This is a genomic window from Streptacidiphilus sp. PAMC 29251 (genome assembly GCF_054208735.2).
Map to the genome: position 1 here is coordinate 8741417 of NZ_CM135725.2, position 15427 is coordinate 8756843.

The 15427-nt window shown below is 72.3% G+C and carries 16 protein-coding genes and 1 pseudogene; 14 read left to right on the forward strand and 3 right to left on the reverse strand.

All coding sequences use genetic code 11. The annotated features are described in order from the left end of the window. Positions 1–142: 142 nt before the first annotated feature. Positions 143–1063: a pseudouridine-5'-phosphate glycosidase gene (locus ACXKR8_RS41420; RefSeq protein ID WP_458269668.1), complete on the forward strand. Its 921-nt coding sequence runs from the start codon at positions 143–145 to the stop codon at positions 1061–1063. Continuing rightward, on the forward strand, positions 1063–2019 hold the full coding sequence (locus ACXKR8_RS41425; RefSeq protein ID WP_458269669.1) for a carbohydrate kinase family protein: 957 nt from the start codon (positions 1063–1065) through the stop codon (positions 2017–2019). Before ACXKR8_RS41420 ends, ACXKR8_RS41425 begins: the two co-directional genes overlap by 1 nt. Here ACXKR8_RS41425 and ACXKR8_RS41430 read toward each other — a convergent pair. After that, entirely contained in the window at positions 2016–2798 is a 783-nt protein-coding gene (locus ACXKR8_RS41430) for a methyltransferase domain-containing protein (protein ID WP_458269670.1), read from the reverse strand. The genes ACXKR8_RS41425 and ACXKR8_RS41430 overlap by 4 nt on opposite strands. Positions 2799–2989: 191 nt before the next feature. On the opposite strand from ACXKR8_RS41430, the gene ACXKR8_RS41435 reads away from it, so the two are divergent. The 4 genes from ACXKR8_RS41435 (at position 2990) to ACXKR8_RS41450 (ending at position 5970) form a co-directional block, all read left to right on the forward strand. Continuing rightward, a complete protein-coding gene (locus ACXKR8_RS41435; protein ID WP_458269671.1) occupies positions 2990–3454 on the forward strand; it encodes a MarR family winged helix-turn-helix transcriptional regulator in 465 nt (154 codons plus the stop codon). A gap of 91 nt (positions 3455–3545) precedes the next feature. Further along, positions 3546–4418, forward strand: coding sequence for a HipA family kinase (locus ACXKR8_RS41440; RefSeq protein WP_458269672.1), 873 nt, complete (start codon positions 3546–3548; stop codon positions 4416–4418). Positions 4419–4467: 49 nt separating this feature from the next. After that, on the forward strand, positions 4468–5442 hold the full coding sequence (locus ACXKR8_RS41445) for a 2-dehydropantoate 2-reductase (RefSeq protein ID WP_458269673.1): 975 nt from the start codon (positions 4468–4470) through the stop codon (positions 5440–5442). A gap of 108 nt (positions 5443–5550) precedes the next feature. Further along, a complete protein-coding gene (locus tag ACXKR8_RS41450; protein WP_458269674.1) occupies positions 5551–5970 on the forward strand; it encodes a hypothetical protein in 420 nt (139 codons plus the stop codon). A 16-nt stretch (positions 5971–5986) separates the two neighbouring features. On the opposite strand, the gene hemC is transcribed toward ACXKR8_RS41450, so the two are convergent. Further along, positions 5987–6928, reverse strand: a complete 942-nt coding sequence (gene hemC / locus ACXKR8_RS41455; RefSeq protein WP_458269675.1) for a hydroxymethylbilane synthase — start codon at positions 6926–6928, stop codon at positions 5987–5989. Between the two features lie 184 nt (positions 6929–7112). Here hemC and ACXKR8_RS41460 point away from each other — a divergent pair, with 184 nt between their 5' ends. Continuing rightward, positions 7113–7469: a DUF805 domain-containing protein gene (locus ACXKR8_RS41460; protein WP_458269676.1), complete on the forward strand. Its 357-nt coding sequence runs from the start codon at positions 7113–7115 to the stop codon at positions 7467–7469. 68 nt (positions 7470–7537) lie between these two features. Here the strand turns inward: ACXKR8_RS41460 and ACXKR8_RS41465 are convergent, their stop codons facing one another. Next, the gene (locus tag ACXKR8_RS41465; protein ID WP_458269677.1) at positions 7538–8395 is read right to left on the reverse strand and encodes a 3-hydroxybutyryl-CoA dehydrogenase; all 858 of its coding nucleotides are present in this window, start codon (positions 8393–8395) and stop codon (positions 7538–7540) included. Between the two features lie 127 nt (positions 8396–8522). Here ACXKR8_RS41465 and ACXKR8_RS41470 point away from each other — a divergent pair, with 127 nt between their 5' ends. The 7 genes and pseudogenes from ACXKR8_RS41470 (at position 8523) to ACXKR8_RS41500 (ending at position 15382) form a co-directional block, all read left to right on the forward strand. After that, positions 8523–9311 carry an SDR family NAD(P)-dependent oxidoreductase gene (locus ACXKR8_RS41470; RefSeq protein ID WP_458269678.1) on the forward strand — a complete coding sequence of 263 codons (789 nt, stop codon included), beginning with the start codon at positions 8523–8525 and terminating at the stop codon, positions 9309–9311. 56 nt (positions 9312–9367) lie between these two features. Further along, positions 9368–10411 (forward strand): N-acetyl-gamma-glutamyl-phosphate reductase, encoded by a 1044-nt coding sequence (gene argC / locus ACXKR8_RS41475; protein ID WP_458269679.1) that lies wholly within the window; start codon positions 9368–9370, stop codon positions 10409–10411. Between the two features lie 35 nt (positions 10412–10446). After that, a complete protein-coding gene (gene argJ / locus ACXKR8_RS41480; RefSeq protein ID WP_458275221.1) occupies positions 10447–11601 on the forward strand; it encodes a bifunctional glutamate N-acetyltransferase/amino-acid acetyltransferase ArgJ in 1155 nt (384 codons plus the stop codon). A 14-nt stretch (positions 11602–11615) separates the two neighbouring features. Then, positions 11616–12560, forward strand: a complete 945-nt coding sequence (gene argB, locus ACXKR8_RS41485; RefSeq protein ID WP_458269680.1) for an acetylglutamate kinase — start codon at positions 11616–11618, stop codon at positions 12558–12560. An 86-nt stretch (positions 12561–12646) separates the two neighbouring features. Next, a pseudogene (locus ACXKR8_RS41490) lies at positions 12647–13791 on the forward strand (acetylornithine transaminase). A gap of 5 nt (positions 13792–13796) precedes the next feature. After that, positions 13797–14333, forward strand: a complete 537-nt coding sequence (locus ACXKR8_RS41495; RefSeq protein ID WP_380500999.1) for an arginine repressor — start codon at positions 13797–13799, stop codon at positions 14331–14333. A 50-nt stretch (positions 14334–14383) separates the two neighbouring features. Beyond that, the gene (locus tag ACXKR8_RS41500) at positions 14384–15382 is read left to right on the forward strand and encodes a hypothetical protein (RefSeq protein ID WP_462100055.1); all 999 of its coding nucleotides are present in this window, start codon (positions 14384–14386) and stop codon (positions 15380–15382) included. Positions 15383–15427 lie beyond the last annotated feature (45 nt).

Here is a 15427-nt window from a genome sequence, read left to right on the forward strand (position 1 = left end):
ACCACAGCGGCCGGTCGTTCCCTGCGAGGGGACGGTCGGCCGCCGTGGTTTGAGCGGGCGCCGCGAGCGACAGGATCAAGGGCAGAAAGCCAAGCGCTGCTGCCTGTGCGCTGTCCTGTGCTCCAGGAGGTCGAACGCCACCATGCCCGACGCACCGATACGCCTGTCCCGTGAGGTCCGCGACGCCGTGGAGCGGGGGCGTCCCGTGGTCGCGCTGGAGTCGACGATCATCTCGCACGGGCTGCCGCGGCCCCGCAATCTGGCGGTGGCGCAGGAACTGGAGGCGCTGGTCCGGGCCGGCGGGGCGGTCCCGGCCACGATCGCGGTGCTGGACGGGGTGGCCCGGGTCGGGCTCGGCAAGAACAGCCTGGAACGGGTCGCCCAGGACGAGGGCATGCGCAAGCTCGGCTTCCGCGACCTGGCCCCCGCGGTCGCACTGGGGGCCAGCGGGGCCACCACGGTCTCCGCGACCGCGTTCCTGGCGCATGCGGCGGGCATCGCGGTGTTCGCCACCGGCGGCCTCGGCGGCGTCCACCGCGACTGGGTCACCCTGCAGGACGAGTCCGCCGACCTGGGGCTGCTGGCCCGGGTGCCGATCACCGTGGTCTGCGCGGGGGTGAAGTCCATCCTGGACGTGCCCGCCACGCTGCAGCGGCTGGAGACCCTGAACGTGGGCGTCGTCGGCTACCGCACCGCCGAGTTCCCCGGCTTCTACCTGCGCGGTTCCGGGCTGCCGGTCGACTGGACCATGGACAGCCCGGAGCAGGTCGCCGCCCTGATGCGGGCCCGCTGGCAGCTGAACACCGACCTCACCGCGCTGATCGTGGCCAATCCGGTGCCCGAGGCCGAGCAGCTGGACCCGGCCCTGCACGACCGGGTGCTGGCCGAGGCGCTGAGCGCCGCGAGCAGGGACGGGATCACCGGGCAGGCGGTCACCCCCTATCTGCTCGGCTACCTGGTGGAGCACACCGACGGGGCCTCGCTTGAGGCCAATCTCGCCGCGGTGCGCGGCAATGTCGCCCTGGCGACGGAGATCGCCCGCAGCCACGCCGCGCTGCGCTGATGGCCGCGCAGCCCGGCCTGCTGGTGATCGGCGACCTGGTCACTGACATCGTCGCCCTGCACGGCAAGCCGCTCACCGCGGACACCGACACCGCGGCGCGGATCTCGCTGCGGCCCGGCGGCTCGGCCGCCAACACCGCCGCCTGGGCCGCGGCGGCCGGGGGAGCGTCGGCTGCAGGATCGTCGGCTGCCGGATCGTCGGCCGGGGGAGCGGAGGTACGGCTGCTCGCCCGGGTCGGCGCGGACTCGGCGGGCTGGCACCGGGAGGCGCTGGAACGCGCGGGCGTACGCCCCCGCCTGCGGGTCGATCCGGAGCGGCCGACCGCGGTGGTGATCTCGCTGGTGAACGCCGCGGGGGAGCGCACCTTTGTCACCGACCGCGGCGCCAGCGGCGCGCTGGGCCGGGCCGACTGGGAGGACTCGCTGCTGGACGGCGTGGGGCGGCTGCACCTCTCCGGCTATCTGCTGTTCGGCGCGGAGGGGCGCGCCCTCGCGGCGCACGCCGTGGTCCGGGCGCGGGCCCGGGGCATCGGCGTCAGCGTGGACCCGGCCTCGGTCGGCCCGCTGCGGGAGTACGGCCCCTCCCGCTTCCTGGACCTGCTGGGCGGGGTGGATCTGCTGCTCCCCAACCTCGACGAGGCCAGGGCGCTGACCGGGACGGACGATCCGGAAGCAGCCGCGGCGGTCTTGAGCGCCCGCTGCCACTGCCTGGTCGTCCTGAAGCTCGGCGCGGCCGGGGCGCTGCTGGCCGACCACGGCACCCGGCTCGGCGCTGTCCCCGCGGCGCCGGCCACCGCGCTGGACAGCACCGGGGCGGGCGACGCCTTCGCCGGCGCCTTCCTGATGGCGCGACTGGGCGGCGCCGAACCGCTGGCCGCGGCGGTTGCGGGCTGCCGCAGTGGGGCGCTGGCAGTCGGCCAGGTGGGCGGCCGACCTCATACCCGTGAGCAGGCCTAGCAGGCCCAGGCCAGGACCGAGCGGTTCAGGGTCGCGTGGAAGCCACCGCTCTGCGACAGGGCCCGCTGCTCGGCCAGGAAGGCGGCGGCGGCCGGCTCGGTGAGCTGCCCGGCCGCGCAGGCCCGCTCGGCCGCGCGGCGCAGCGAGATGATCAGATCGAGCTCGTCCAGGGTCCGGTAGACCGCCAGCTCGACCTCGATCCGGATCTGGCCGAAGCCCGCCCCGACCAGCAGTCGGCGCAGCTGGCGGCCGATGTCGCGCTGGGCGATCTGCGCGCCGACCTGGGCCGACACCGCGGCGGCGGTGTCCCGGTCGGCCGAGGCGACGGTGAACGAGGACCAGTCGGGTTCGCAGACGCCCAGGGTGCCGCCGGGGCGGAGCACCCGCCGGGCCTCGGCCAGCACGGCGGCCGGATCGGCGACATGCTGAAGCACCCGTTCGATCCGGACCACGTCGAACACGCCGGGGCGGAACGGCAGCCGGCCGCCCTCGGCCTGGGCCAGCCGGGCCGGGAGGTCGCGGTCGGTCAGCCGGGAGCGGCTGGCGTTCAGCATCACCGCGCTGCTGTCGATGCCGACGGCCAGCGCGCCGTCCTCCTCCAGCAGGGCCAGTTCATGGCCGCTGCCGCAGCCGAGGTCGAGCACCCGGTCGCCGGGGCGGACCGACAGCCGCTGCTGGAGCCGCAGCTTGGGGGAGTGCAGCCCGGTGTGGGCGTGTTCGAGGTAGTCGATCAGTGCCTGCGGACGGGGGCTGGCGTCGACGTCGGAGAAGCTGCTCATGGTGGCGGAATCCTCTGCGGGGGCCCAGGCGGACGGCCCTCGCGGGGGCTGCTTCCCGGTGGTCGCTCCCACCCTGTGCCCGCCAGTCGCGTGGCCGCCCATTCTGCCGTAACCGGGGGGTCCGATGTGCGGCATGGGAAACTTTCGCTATCCTTGAGTCCGCAAGTATTCGATGCGAGAGGGGGACTCCGATGGCCGAGGCGATGACCCAGGCGCTGGAGGCGTCGCTGCGGCTGGTGCGGGCCCAGGCGGCGCTGGTGAAGCGGTTCGACTCGCGGCTGTCCGGGCTGCACGGGGTCAGCTTCGCCGACCTGATGGTGCTGATCCAGCTCGGCCGGGCGCACGGCGGCCGGATGCGCCGGGTGGACCTGGCGCAGGCGCTCGGGCTGTCCGCGTCCGGGGTCACCCGCGGGCTGATCCCACTGGAGCGGATCGGCCTGGTCGTCCGCGAGCCCGATCCCCGCGACGCGCGGGTCGCCTACGCGGCGCTGACCCCGACCGGGCGGGTGCGGCTGGCCGAGATGCTGACCGCGGCCGAGGAGGTGGCGGCGGAGGTCTTCGCAGGTGAGAGCTGGGACGACGGCGGTCTGGGACAGCTCTCCGGGCTGCTGGCGGCGCTGACCGGAATGGAATCGGCAGGGCTCTGGCGTGGTTGACCCAGCAGACCGGCGTGCGGCAGATCAGCGGGCAGTGGACCAGCGGGCAGGGGACCGGCGGGCAGTGGACGGGCGGCGAGAGGCGGAGCGGATGGCGGCGACGGCAGGACTGGCCGAGGTGACGGCGCTGGACTACCTCACCCCGCTGCGCACCGGTGGCTCCGTTCCCGGCATCGTGGAGACCGACGACCTGGGCACCTATGTGGTGAAGTTCACCGGCGCAGCCCAGGGCCGCAAGGCGCTGGTCGCCGAGGTGATCGTGGGGGAGCTGGGGCGGCGGCTGGGCCTGCCCGTCCCCGAGCTGGTGCTGGTCCGGTTCGATCCGCGGGTGGCCGAGGGGGAGCCGGATCCGGAGGTGCAGGACATCCTGCGGGCCAGCGACGGACTCAATCTGGGCATGGACTTCCTCCCCGGCGCGGAGGACTTCGCCCCGCGCCGGCTGCCGCCGCCGGTGGCGGTGACCCCGGCCGAGGCCGGGCGGGTGGTCTGGTTCGACGCCCTGGTCGGCAACGTCGACCGGACCGTGCACAGTCCCAATCTGATGGTGTGGCACCGCAAGCTCTGGCTGATCGACCACGGCGCCGCGCTGATCTTCCATCACCGCTGGTCAGGCGCCGATGACGCGGTCGCCCGGCGCTATCCGATGACCGACCACGCCCTGGGCGGCTTCGCCCCCGACGTCGTGGCCGCCGACGCCGCGCTCGCGCCGCAGGTCACCGAGCAGCTGCTGGCCGAGGTGGTCGGACTGGTCCCGGACGAGTGGCTGGAGCCCGAACCCGGCTTGGACTCGCCGGAGCGGCAGCGCCGGGCCTATGTCGCCCAGCTGGCGGCCCGGGCGGCCTGCTCGGCCGCGTGGCTGCCGGACGGATTCGCCGACGCCGAGGAGCTGGCCCGGGCCGAGGCGGCCAGGGTCGCGGCGACCCTGGCCGGGCGTCCGCCCTGGCTGCAGCACGTCCGCGCCTGATCAGGTCGGGCCTGGTGCGGCGGCCACCCGGCGGGTTAGGTTCGAGCCCATGCGGATCTGTGTGCTGGGAGCGGGAGCGGTCGGCGGGTTCATCGGAGCGCGGCTGGCGGACGCGGGGGCGGAGACCTCGGCGCTGGCGCGCGGGGAGACCCTGGCCGCGCTGCGCAAGCACGGCTGGCGGCTGCAGCAGCAGGGCGGCCTGCTCACCGCACCGGTCCTGGCCAGCGACGACGCGGCCGAGCTCGGCGTCCAGGACGTGGTCGTGCTGGCGGTCAAGGCGCATGCGCTGCCCTCGGCGCTGCCCGCGCTGACCCAGCTGATCGGCCCGGACACCGCCGTGGTCGCCGCCATGAACGGCGTGCCCTGGTGGTTCTTCGAGGGCTTCGGCGGCCCCTGCGAGGGGCGGCAGTTGACCAGCGTGGACCCGGACGGGCGGATCGCCGCCGCGGTGCCGGCCGGCAACACCGTCGGCTGCGTGGTCCACCTCAGTGCCAGTACCTCGGAACCCGGCCTGGTGCAGCACCACGGCGGGGCCCGGCTGATCCTCGGCGAACCCGACAACACCGACTCGGCCCGGGTCCGCGAACTGGCGGCGCTGCTGGCCACGGCCGGATTCGCGACCGAGGTGTCCACCGAGATCCAGCGCCAGGTCTGGTACAAGCTCTGGGGCAACATGACCATGAACCCGGTCTCCGCGCTCACCGGCGCGACCGGGAACCTGATCCTGGACGACGAGCTGGTGATGGCCTTCTGCCATGCCGCGATGCAGGAGGCCTCCGAGATCGGCGGCCGGATCGGCTGCCCGGTGGCCGAGCGCCCCGAGGACCGCAGCCAGGTCACCCGCAAGCTCGGACTCAGCCGGACCTCGATGCTCCAGGACGCCGAGGCCGGACGGCCGATCGAGCTGGACGCCCTGGTCGGCGCGGTGCGCGAGATCGGCGGCCTGGTCGGCGTGCCGACCCCGCACATCGACGCGCTGCTCGGACTGACCCGGCTCAGCGCCCGGGTCCGCGGCCTGTACTGACGGGCCGTCGCCGAGCGGCCGTTAGCGGGTTCCGTTCCCGGGTAGCCGGCGAGTCAGACGTCAACGCAGACGTCGGCGAGGTCGAAACCCGGATGGGGTGTGCCAGTCATGTTGCTGCTCGGACTGCTGATCGTGGCCGTTGCGGTCGCCTTCGCGATCGTGGTGATCGCGGACAATCTCGGTGGGGGTCCCCACTACTCGGTGAGTCTTTTCGACCACCACCTCGGCACAGTGAACACACTCGGCGCGTTCCTCGCGGGGATCGCCCTGACCCTGGTCTTCTGCCTGGGACTGCTGATGCTCTCGGCGGGTGCCCGGCGTGGGCATCGGCGCAGCTCGGAGCTGCGCGCCGCCCGGCGCGAGCGCAAGGCCGCGGCGAAGGCCGACCTCGGCACCGGCGTCAGCGGCACCGGCGTGAGCAACGGGACGGGCGTCAGCAACGGGACCGACCCGGTGGCGGAGGACGACGACACGGTCCGGAGCCCGGTGCTGACCAAGCGCCGCACCCCGAACCTATTCAGCCGCTGATCCGTCGGGAAAGGCCCTAGTGCGGGATCGCGTTGATGACCTCGTGCGCCCCCTGCCGCAGCAGCGTCGCTGCCACGGAGGTGCCGAGGGCATGCGCGTTGCGGTCCCACTCATGGGCGTCCAGCACGGTCTTCCCGTCCGGGCTGAACACCCGGGCGCGGAGGGACAGCCTGCCGTCGAACTCGGTGGTGGCGAAGGCCGCGATGGGGGAGTTGCAGTGGCCCTGCAGCACATGCAGCAGCATCCGCTCCGCCGTGGTCTGCCGGTAGGTCTCCGCGTCGTTGAGCGCGCCGACGGCCTCGATGGACCGCTCGTCCTCGGCCCGGCACTGCAGCACCAGGGTGCCGGAGCCGACGGCGGGCATCATCTCCTCGACGTCGAGGATCTGGGCGATCCGGTGGCTCAGTCCGATCCGCTCCAGACCGGAGACGGCCAGCAGTACCGCGTCCACCTCGCCCGCGTCCAGCTTCGCCAGCCGGCTGTTGGCGTTGCCGCGGAACGGCACCGGCTCCAGCTCGGGGTAGCGCTGCGCGAGTTGGGCGACCCGGCGGACCGAGGAGGTGCCGATCCTGGTCCCGGGCGGCAGTTGGCCCAGCGTCAGGCTGTTCCGCTGCGTGGCCGGGAGCACCAGCGCGTCGCGCAGGTCGTCCCGCTTCAGGTAGGCGGCGAACACCGTCCCGGCCGGGACCGGACGGTCGCCGGGGACGTCCTTGACGCAGTGCACGGCCAGGTCGACGTCGCCGGAGAGCAGCGCCTCGTCGATCTCCCGGGTGAACGCGCCCTTGCCGCCCAGCTCCACCAGCGCCCCGGACCAGCGGTCGCCCGAGGTGGTGAACGGCACGACCTCGGTGGTGATGCCGGGGTGCGCGGCGGCGAGTTCGGCCCGTACCCGCTCGACCTGGGCGAGGGACATCGGGGAGGACCGCGCGCCGATGCGGATCAGTTGAGGATCTGACATGGCCTCAGCCTAAGGGGTGGGCCGCAGGGTTCTGGAACCGGGGTGCCTCGAAATAGGCCAAAACGGATGGAATTGCCCGGTGGTCGAAAGCGTGACCTGATATGCGTTGACCGTTCCTTACGCAGGCCATACATTCTGCATTCTGCTTGGCCGGACGACGGCCTCACACGGGAACAGGAACGCAGTGAACTGGTACTTGGACGTCATTAAGAACTACGTCGGATTCAGCGGCCGGGCCCGCCGCCAGGAATTCTGGATGTTCTTCCTCTTCAACTTCATCATTGAGATCGTCCTGGCCGTGGTCGACGCCGCCATCGGCAGCAGCATTCCGGGGCTCATCTACGGTCTCGCGGTTCTTCTTCCCGGCCTCGCGGTGTCCTTCCGCCGCCTGCACGACACCGGTCGCAGCGCCGGCTGGCTCTTCATCGGCCTGATCCCGCTCATCGGCACGATCATCCTGATCGTCTTCTTCGCGCTCGAGGGCGAGCAGGGTCAGAACAAGTACGGGGAGAGCCCCAAGCAGATCGCCGCGTACGCCTAAGCCGTAACGCGCACGGAGGGCCACCGGCGATGCCGGTGGCCCTCCGTGCGTTTCCGCGTCCCCGGCCCCTAGTACTGGTAGAAGCCCCGGCCGGACTTGCGGCCGAGCAGGCCGGCGTCGACCATCCGCTGCAGCAGCGGGGGCGCCGAGTACAGGGGTTCTTTGAATTCGTGGTACATCGACTCGGCGATGGAGACGATGGTGTCCAGGCCGATCAGGTCGCACAGCCGGAGCGGACCCATCGGGTGGGCGCAGCCGGCCTCCATGCCCTTGTCGATGTCCTCGGCGGTGGCCACCCCGGTCTCGAACATCCGGACGGCGGAGAGCAGGTACGGCACCAGCAGGGCGTTGACCACGAAACCGGCCCGGTCGCGGGCCCGGATCGGCTCCTTGGCCAGGACCTCGCGGGCGAACTCCTCGGCCCTGGCGACGGTCTCGGCCGAGGTGGTGAGGGTGGGGATGATCTCGACCAGCTTCTGCACCGGCGCCGGGTTGAAGAAGTGGATGCCGAGCACCTGCTCCGGGCGCGAGGTCGCGGAGGCGAGCTTCACGATCGGGATCGAGGAGGTGTTGGACGCCAGGATCGCGTCCCGGCGCTCCACCACCTGGTCCAGCTCCCGGAAGATGGCGGTCTTGACGTCCTCGCGCTCGGCGACCGCCTCGATCACCAGGTCGCGGTCGGCGAAGTCGGCGAGGTCGGTGGTGAAGGAGATCCGTGAGAGCGCCCCGTCCCGGTCGGCCTCGGCGAGCTTGCCGCGGCGGACGGCGGTGTCCAGGGAGCCGGTGAGCCGGGTGCGACCGATCTCCAGTGCCTCGCCGCTGGCTTCGGAGACCTTGACCTCGAGTCCGGCGCGTGCGAAGACCTCAGCGATCCCCGACCCCATCAAGCCGCAGCCGACGACCCCTACTCGCACGATGTCGTTCACGTCATTGTCCTTCCAGCGTGTCCGCGCCCTGCCGCGACGTGCGGCGTTCAAGAATGGCACTTCGGCCCGGTGCGGTGTGCCACCGCCCTCCCCACCTCGGCGGCCACCGGCGGTAGAGGAGTCCACCATGGCGCTGCGCACGCTCGAAGGACAGGTCGCCCTGGTCACCGGGGCGGGCCGGGGCATCGGCCGGGAGATCGCGCTGGGACTGGCCGAGGAGGGGATGCACCTCGGCGTCATCGGTCGGAACCGGGAGACCCTCGCCGACACGCTCAGGGCCTGCGTCAGGCACGGTGTGAAATGCGTCGCAGTGGCCGCCGACGTCACCCGCTTCGGGGCGGTCCGCGAAGCCGTCCGCAGCATCGAGCGCGATCTGGGGCCGGTCGATCTGCTGGTCAACAACGCCGGCCAGGTCGACCGGGCCGAGGTGCCGCTGTGGGAGGCGGACCCGGACCAGTGGTGGTCCGTGGTGGAGACCAATCTGCGCGGCCCGTTCCATCTGATGCGCACCGTGCTGCCCGGCATGGTGGAGCGCCGGCGGGGGCGGGTGGTCAATCTGAACTGCGGGTTCTTCGCGCTGCGCCCGGAATGGCGCTACTCGGCCTACGCCACCTCCAAGGCGGCGCTGCTGCGGCTCAGCGACAATGTCGCGGGCCCGCTCCGCCCGCACGGGGTGACCGTGCTGGACCTCAGCCCCGGCGTGGTCGCCACCGGGATGACGGCGGGGATGCCGATGTTCGCCGACATGGTGGACTGGGGAAGCATCCCCCTGCTGGTCTCCACCGTGGTGGACGCCGGACGCGGTCGGCTCGACCCGCTGCACGGCCGCTTCCTGCACCTCGGCCGGGACGACATCGGCGGCCTGCTGGAACAGGCCGGGCCGAGCGTTCAGCACGATGCCAGGACGCCGTACTAGCCGATTGCATGAATGTGCCTTCCTTCGTATAGTTATCCCGACGCGGAGGAGGAGTCATGGCAGTCCCAGCCAAGGCATTCACAGCAGCGGTGGCAGGAGCGAGCGGGTACGCGGGCGGCGAGGTCCTGCGCCTGCTGCTCGCCCACCCGCAGATCGAGATCGGCGCGCTGACCGGCGGGTCCAACGCCGGAACCCGGCTCGGCGAACTGCAGCCGCACCTGCTGCCGCTCGCCGACCGCGTACTCCAGCCGACCGACGCGGAGACCCTGGCCGGACACGACGTGGTCTTCCTCGGCCTGCCGCACGGGCAGTCCGCCGCCGTCGCGCAGCAGCTGGGCGCGGACGTGCTGGTGGTCGACTGCGGCGCCGACTTCCGGCTGAAGGACCCGGTCGACTGGGAGAAGTTCTACGGCTCCCCGCACGCCGGGGTGTGGCCCTACGGCCTCCCCGAGCTCCCCGGCGCCCGTGACGCCCTCAAGGGCAGCCGACGGATCGCCGTCCCCGGCTGCTACCCCACCGCGGTCACCCTCGCTCTGATCCCCGCGTACGCCGCCGGGCTCGCCGAGCCCGAGGTCGTGGTCGTCGCCGCGTCCGGTACCTCCGGGGCCGGCAAGGCCGCCAAGCCGCATCTGCTGGGCAGCGAGGTGATGGGCAGCATGAGCCCCTACGGCGTGGGCGGCGGCCACCGGCACACCCCCGAGATGACCCAGAACCTCTCCCAGGTCGCCGGTGAGCGGGTCGCGGTCTCCTTCACGCCGACCCTGGCGCCGATGTCCCGGGGCATCCTGGCCACCTGCAGCGTCAAGGCGCGGCCGGGGGTCACCGCCCAGCAGATCCGCGCCGCCTACACCACGGCCTATGCCGCGGAGCCCTTTGTGCACCTGCTGCCCGAGGGCCGCTGGCCGTCCACCGCCGCCGTCCTCGGCTCCAACCACGCCCTGGTCCAGGTCGCCCTCGACGAGAGCGTCGGCCGGATCACCGTGGTCAGCGCCATCGACAACCTGACCAAGGGCACCGCCGGCGGCGCGGTCCAGAGCATGAACATCGCCCTCGGCCTGGCCGAGGAACTCGGCCTTCCGCAGACTGGAGTCGCACCGTGACCAGCCCCAACCCCACCGCAGCAGGGCCGGTCGGCATCGGCGTCACGGCGGCCAAGGGCTTCCGCGCGGCCGGTGTCACCGCCGGGATCAAGGCGTCCGGCACCCCCGACCTGGCGCTGGTCGTCAACGACGGGCCCTCCCTCGCCGCCGCCGGGGTGTTCACCTCCAACCGGGTCAAGGCCGCGCCGGTGCACTGGTCCGAGCAGGTGCTCAAGGACGGGCAGGTCTCCGCGGTCATCCTCAACTCCGGTGGCGCCAACGCCTGCACCGGGCCGCTCGGCTTCCAGGACACCCACGCCACGGCGGAGAAGGTCGCCGAGACCCTCGGCCTCAACGCGGCCGAGGTGGCCGTCGCCTCCACCGGGCTGATCGGGGTCCGGCTGCCGATGGACATCCTGCTCCCCGGGGTCGAGCTGGCCGCCGCCGAGCTCCATGCCGACGGCGGCGAGGCCGCCGCGGTCGCCATCAAGACCACCGACACGGTCCACAAGACCGCTGTCGTCGCCCACCCCGGCGGCTGGACCGTCGGCGGGATGGCCAAGGGCGCCGGCATGCTCGCCCCCGGTCTCGCCACCATGCTGGTCGTCCTCACCACCGACGCCGCGGTGGATCCGGCCGGTCTGGACGCCGCCCTGCGCTCCGCCACTCGCACCACCTTCGACCGGGTCGACTCCGACGGCAGCATGTCCACCAATGACACCGTGCTGCTGCTGGCCTCCGCCGCCAGCGCGGTGACGCCGGACCAGGACGAGTTCACCGAGGCGGTCCGCGCCGTCTGCGCCGACCTGGCGCTGCAGCTGGTCAGCGATGCCGAGGGCGCGAGCAAGGACATCCGGATCGACATCGTCAACGCCGCCACCGAGGCCGAGGCGGTGGACGTCGCCCGCAGCATCGCCCGCAACAACCTGCTCAAGTGCGCCATCCACGGCGAGGACCCCAACTGGGGCCGGGTCCTCGCCGCCATCGGCACCACCAGCGCCGCCTTCGACCCGGACGCCCTGGACGTCGCCATCAACGGGGTCTGGGTCTGCCGGGCCGGCAGCGTCGGCGAGGACCGCGAGCTGGTGAGCATGAAGGACCGCCAGGTCGTCATCACCGCCGACCTGCACGCGGGGCCGGCCGCCGCGACCGTGTGGACCAACGACCTCACCGCCGACTACGTCCACGAGAACAGCGCCTACTCCAGCTGAAGGGCAGTACGGCCGTGCATATCGCACCCAAGGGCGAACAGGCCCGCAACAACACCGCACTCCCCAAGGCGCTCACCCTGATCGAGGCGCTGCCCTGGCTGGAGCGCTTCCACGGCAAGACCGTCGTGATCAAGTTCGGCGGCAACGCCATGATCGACGAGTCGCTGAAGGCCGCCTTCGCCCAGGACGTGGTCTTCCTGCGCTACGCCGGGCTGCGCCCGGTCATCGTCCACGGCGGCGGCCCGCAGATCAGCGCCCAGCTGGAGAAGCTCGGCCTGACCTCCACCTTCACCGCCGGGCTCCGGGTCACCACCCCGGAGACCATGAACGTGGTCCGGATGGTGCTGGCCGGGCAGGTCCAGCGGGAGCTGGTCGGCCTGCTGAACGAGCACGGGCCCTTCGCGGTCGGGATGACCGGCGAGGACGCCCACACCATGACCGCGGTCAAGCGCTACGCCGTGGTGGAGGGCGAGCAGGTCGACATCGGCCTGGTCGGCGACATCGCCCACGTCGAGCCGGGAGCCGTCAACGCGCTGCTCGACAACGGCCGGATCCCGGTCATCTCCTCCATCGCCCGCGGCAGCGACGGCGGGATCTACAACATCAACGCCGACACCGCCGCGGCCGCGATGGCGGTGGCGCTGAACGCCGAGATGCTGGTCGTCCTCACCGACGTCGAGGGCCTCTACGCCGACTGGCCGGCCAGCGACGACGTGATCAGCCAGCTGAGCACCACCGAGCTGGAGAAGATGCTGCCGAGCCTGGCCAGCGGGATGCTCCCGAAGATGGAGGGCTGCCTGCGGGCGGTCCGGGAGGGCGTCGGCACCGCGCGGGTGCTCGACGGCCGGGTCCAGCACAGCCTGCTGCTGGAGATCTTCACCGACGAGGGCATCGGCACCATGGTCGTGCCCGACACCGAGACCGACTCCGAACCGATCATCACAGGGGGGCTGGCATGACCAGCAACGAGGCTCCGAACGCCCAAACTCCGAACGCCCAGGCTCCGAACAACGAGGCGCTGACCCAGCGGTGGCAGCACTCGCTGATGAACAACTTCGGCACCCCGCGCATCCCGCTGGTCCGCGGCGAGGGCGTGCACCTCTGGGACGCCGACGGCAAGCGCTACACCGACTTCCTCGGCGGCATCGCGGTCAACGCCCTGGGCACCGCCCATCCGGCGATCGTCGCGGCGGTCACCGAGCAGATCAGCACCCTCGGCCACATCTCCAACTTCTTCCTGACCGAGCCCACGGTCCGGCTCGCCGAGCGGCTGGTCGCGCTGTCCGGCCGGGACGGAGCCAGGGTCTACTTCTCCAACTCCGGCGCCGAGGCCAACGAGGCCGCCTTCAAGATCGGGCGGCTCACCGGCCGCACCCACATGGTCTCCGCCCACGGCGGCTTCCACGGCCGGACCATGGGCGCGCTCTCGCTCACCGCCCAGCCCGCCAAGCAGGACCCGTTCCGGCCGCTGCCCGGCGACGTCACCCACGTCCCCTTCGGTGATGCCGAGGCGCTGCGCGCCGCGGTGACCACCGAGACCGCGCTGGTCATCCTGGAACCGCTGCAGGGCGAGAACGGCGTGGTCGTGCCGCCCGCCGACTACCTGCTCGCGGCCAGGGAGATCACCCGGGCCACCGGCACCCTGCTGGTCCTGGACGAGATCCAGACCGGTATCGGCCGCACCGGCCACTGGTACGCCCACCAGGCCTTCCAGGACGTCGACCCGGATGTGGTCACCCTGGCCAAGGGCCTCGGCGGCGGCCTGCCGATCGGCGCCACCATCGCCTTCGGCGACGCCGCCGAACTGCTGCACCCGGGCCACCACGGCAGCACCTTCTCCGGCAACCCGGTGGTCTGCGCCGCCGCCAACGCCGTCCTCGACACCATCGAGCGGGAGGGGCTGCTGGACCAGGTCAGCAAGGTCGGCGAGCGGCTCCGCAGCGGCATCACGGCCATCGGCGACCCCCTGGTCGACCACGTCAGGGGCGCCGGGCTGCTGCTCGCATCGTGCTCACCGAGCCGGTCGCGGCCCAGGTCCAGGCGGCGGCCCAGCGGGCCGGCTTCCTGGTCAACGCGGCCGTCCCTGATACGGTCCGTCTCGCCCCGCCGCTCATCCTCACCGAGCGCGACGTGGACGCCTTCCTGGCCGTCCTGCCCGGCATCCTGCGATCCGTACGAGAGGCCGACTGACCGCCATGGCCGACCACCAGCCCGCTCCACCCACGGGTCCGCTGTTCCAGCTGCCGCAGACGCGGACAGCCCGGCACCGGCGCATCGTGGATCTGCTGACCCGTCAGCCCATCCGTTCGCAGAGCCAGCTGGCCAAACTGCTGGCGGACGACGGCCTCGCGGTCACCCAGGCCACGCTCTCCCGCGACCTGGACGAGCTGGGCGCGGTCAAGATCCGCAACCAGTACGGCACCCTGATCTACGCCGTCCCGGCGGAGGGCGGGGACCGCACCCCGCAGGCCCCGATGGGCGAGTCGGCCAATGAGAGCCGGCTCGCCCGCCTCGCCTCGGAGCTGATGGTCTCCGCCACCGCCTCCGGCAATCTGGTGGTGCTGCGCACCCCGCCCGGTGCCGCCCAGTTCCTGGCCTCCGCCATCGACCAGTCCGGCATCCACGAGATAATCGGCACCATTGCCGGCGACGACACCGTGCTGCTGATCACCCGTGATCCTTCCGGCGGTCAGGCGCTGACGGACCATCTGCTGCACCTGGCGCAGTCCTGAGCGGAACCGCCGCCCGCCGCGAGGGTCCTGCGGCGACTGAGGGTGACTGGTTGACGCCCCTCCGCTTCGGCTCCCATACTGGCCGGACGCGAGGCGAGGGGGGAAGCCATGGCGGTCACCGGCCGACGGCTGCTCGGGGAGCGGCGGTACTCACGGCAACGGCACTACTGGCGGCCTGCGGGGGTGGGGGTTCCGGGTCGTCGTCGAGTGCGGCCCCGGTCCCCAGCACCTCGCCCCCGCCCACCGCTCTGACGGACAGTGAGTATGTCGCGGCGCTGGCGGCCATCGACCAGCCGGTCACCGCGGCCCTGGCCAAGGCCGCGGCCGGCGGCAGCCGGGCCGATCTGATCGCCGCCTCCGCTGCGGCCAGCGCCGCGGCGGCCAAGGTGGACCAACTGGCCGTGTCCGACGCGACCAGCGCCAGCAATGCCACCCTCTCCCGGGATCTCTCGGCGGTCTCCGCCGATCTGAGTTCAGCGGGCTCGGGGGCGGACGGCCAGGGCGGCACTGCCTGCGCCGCGGCGGTCCCGGCGGTGGAGGCCGGGAAGGCGGCGAGCCTCAGCGTGCTGGCCGCCGAGGCCAAGGACCTGGCCGCGGGCGGCCATCCCACCGGACTGACCGTGCCGGCCTTCCCCAAGCAGCAGAACCGTTCCCTCGCCAACGGCACCGTTCTGCACAGCGCCGACCGCACCGGGAACGGCAAGCTGACCATCGAGAACGGCGGCAGCGGCGCCGCGGTGATCACCCTGCGCCGGAGCGGCAAGCGCTCGCTGGCCGTCTATCTGCGCAAGAACGCCAGCTACACCGTCAAGGGCATGCGGGACGGCAGCTACACCGTCTACTTCTCCACCGGCACCGACTGGGACGCCAAGCACAAGGGCTTCACCTCCGGCTGCGCCTACCAGAAGTTCGACACGCCGCTGAAGTTCAGCACCAAGTACACCTCCTCGTACGTGGAGTACACCACCTACACGATCAGCCTCTACGCCACCGCCGGGGGCACGGCGAGCACCAGCGACATCCCGCCGGGACAGTTCCCCGCGCCCTGAGCCGGCGGGCCGGCGCCCTCCTCGCCTTCTCTCCTGCTCCCGTTC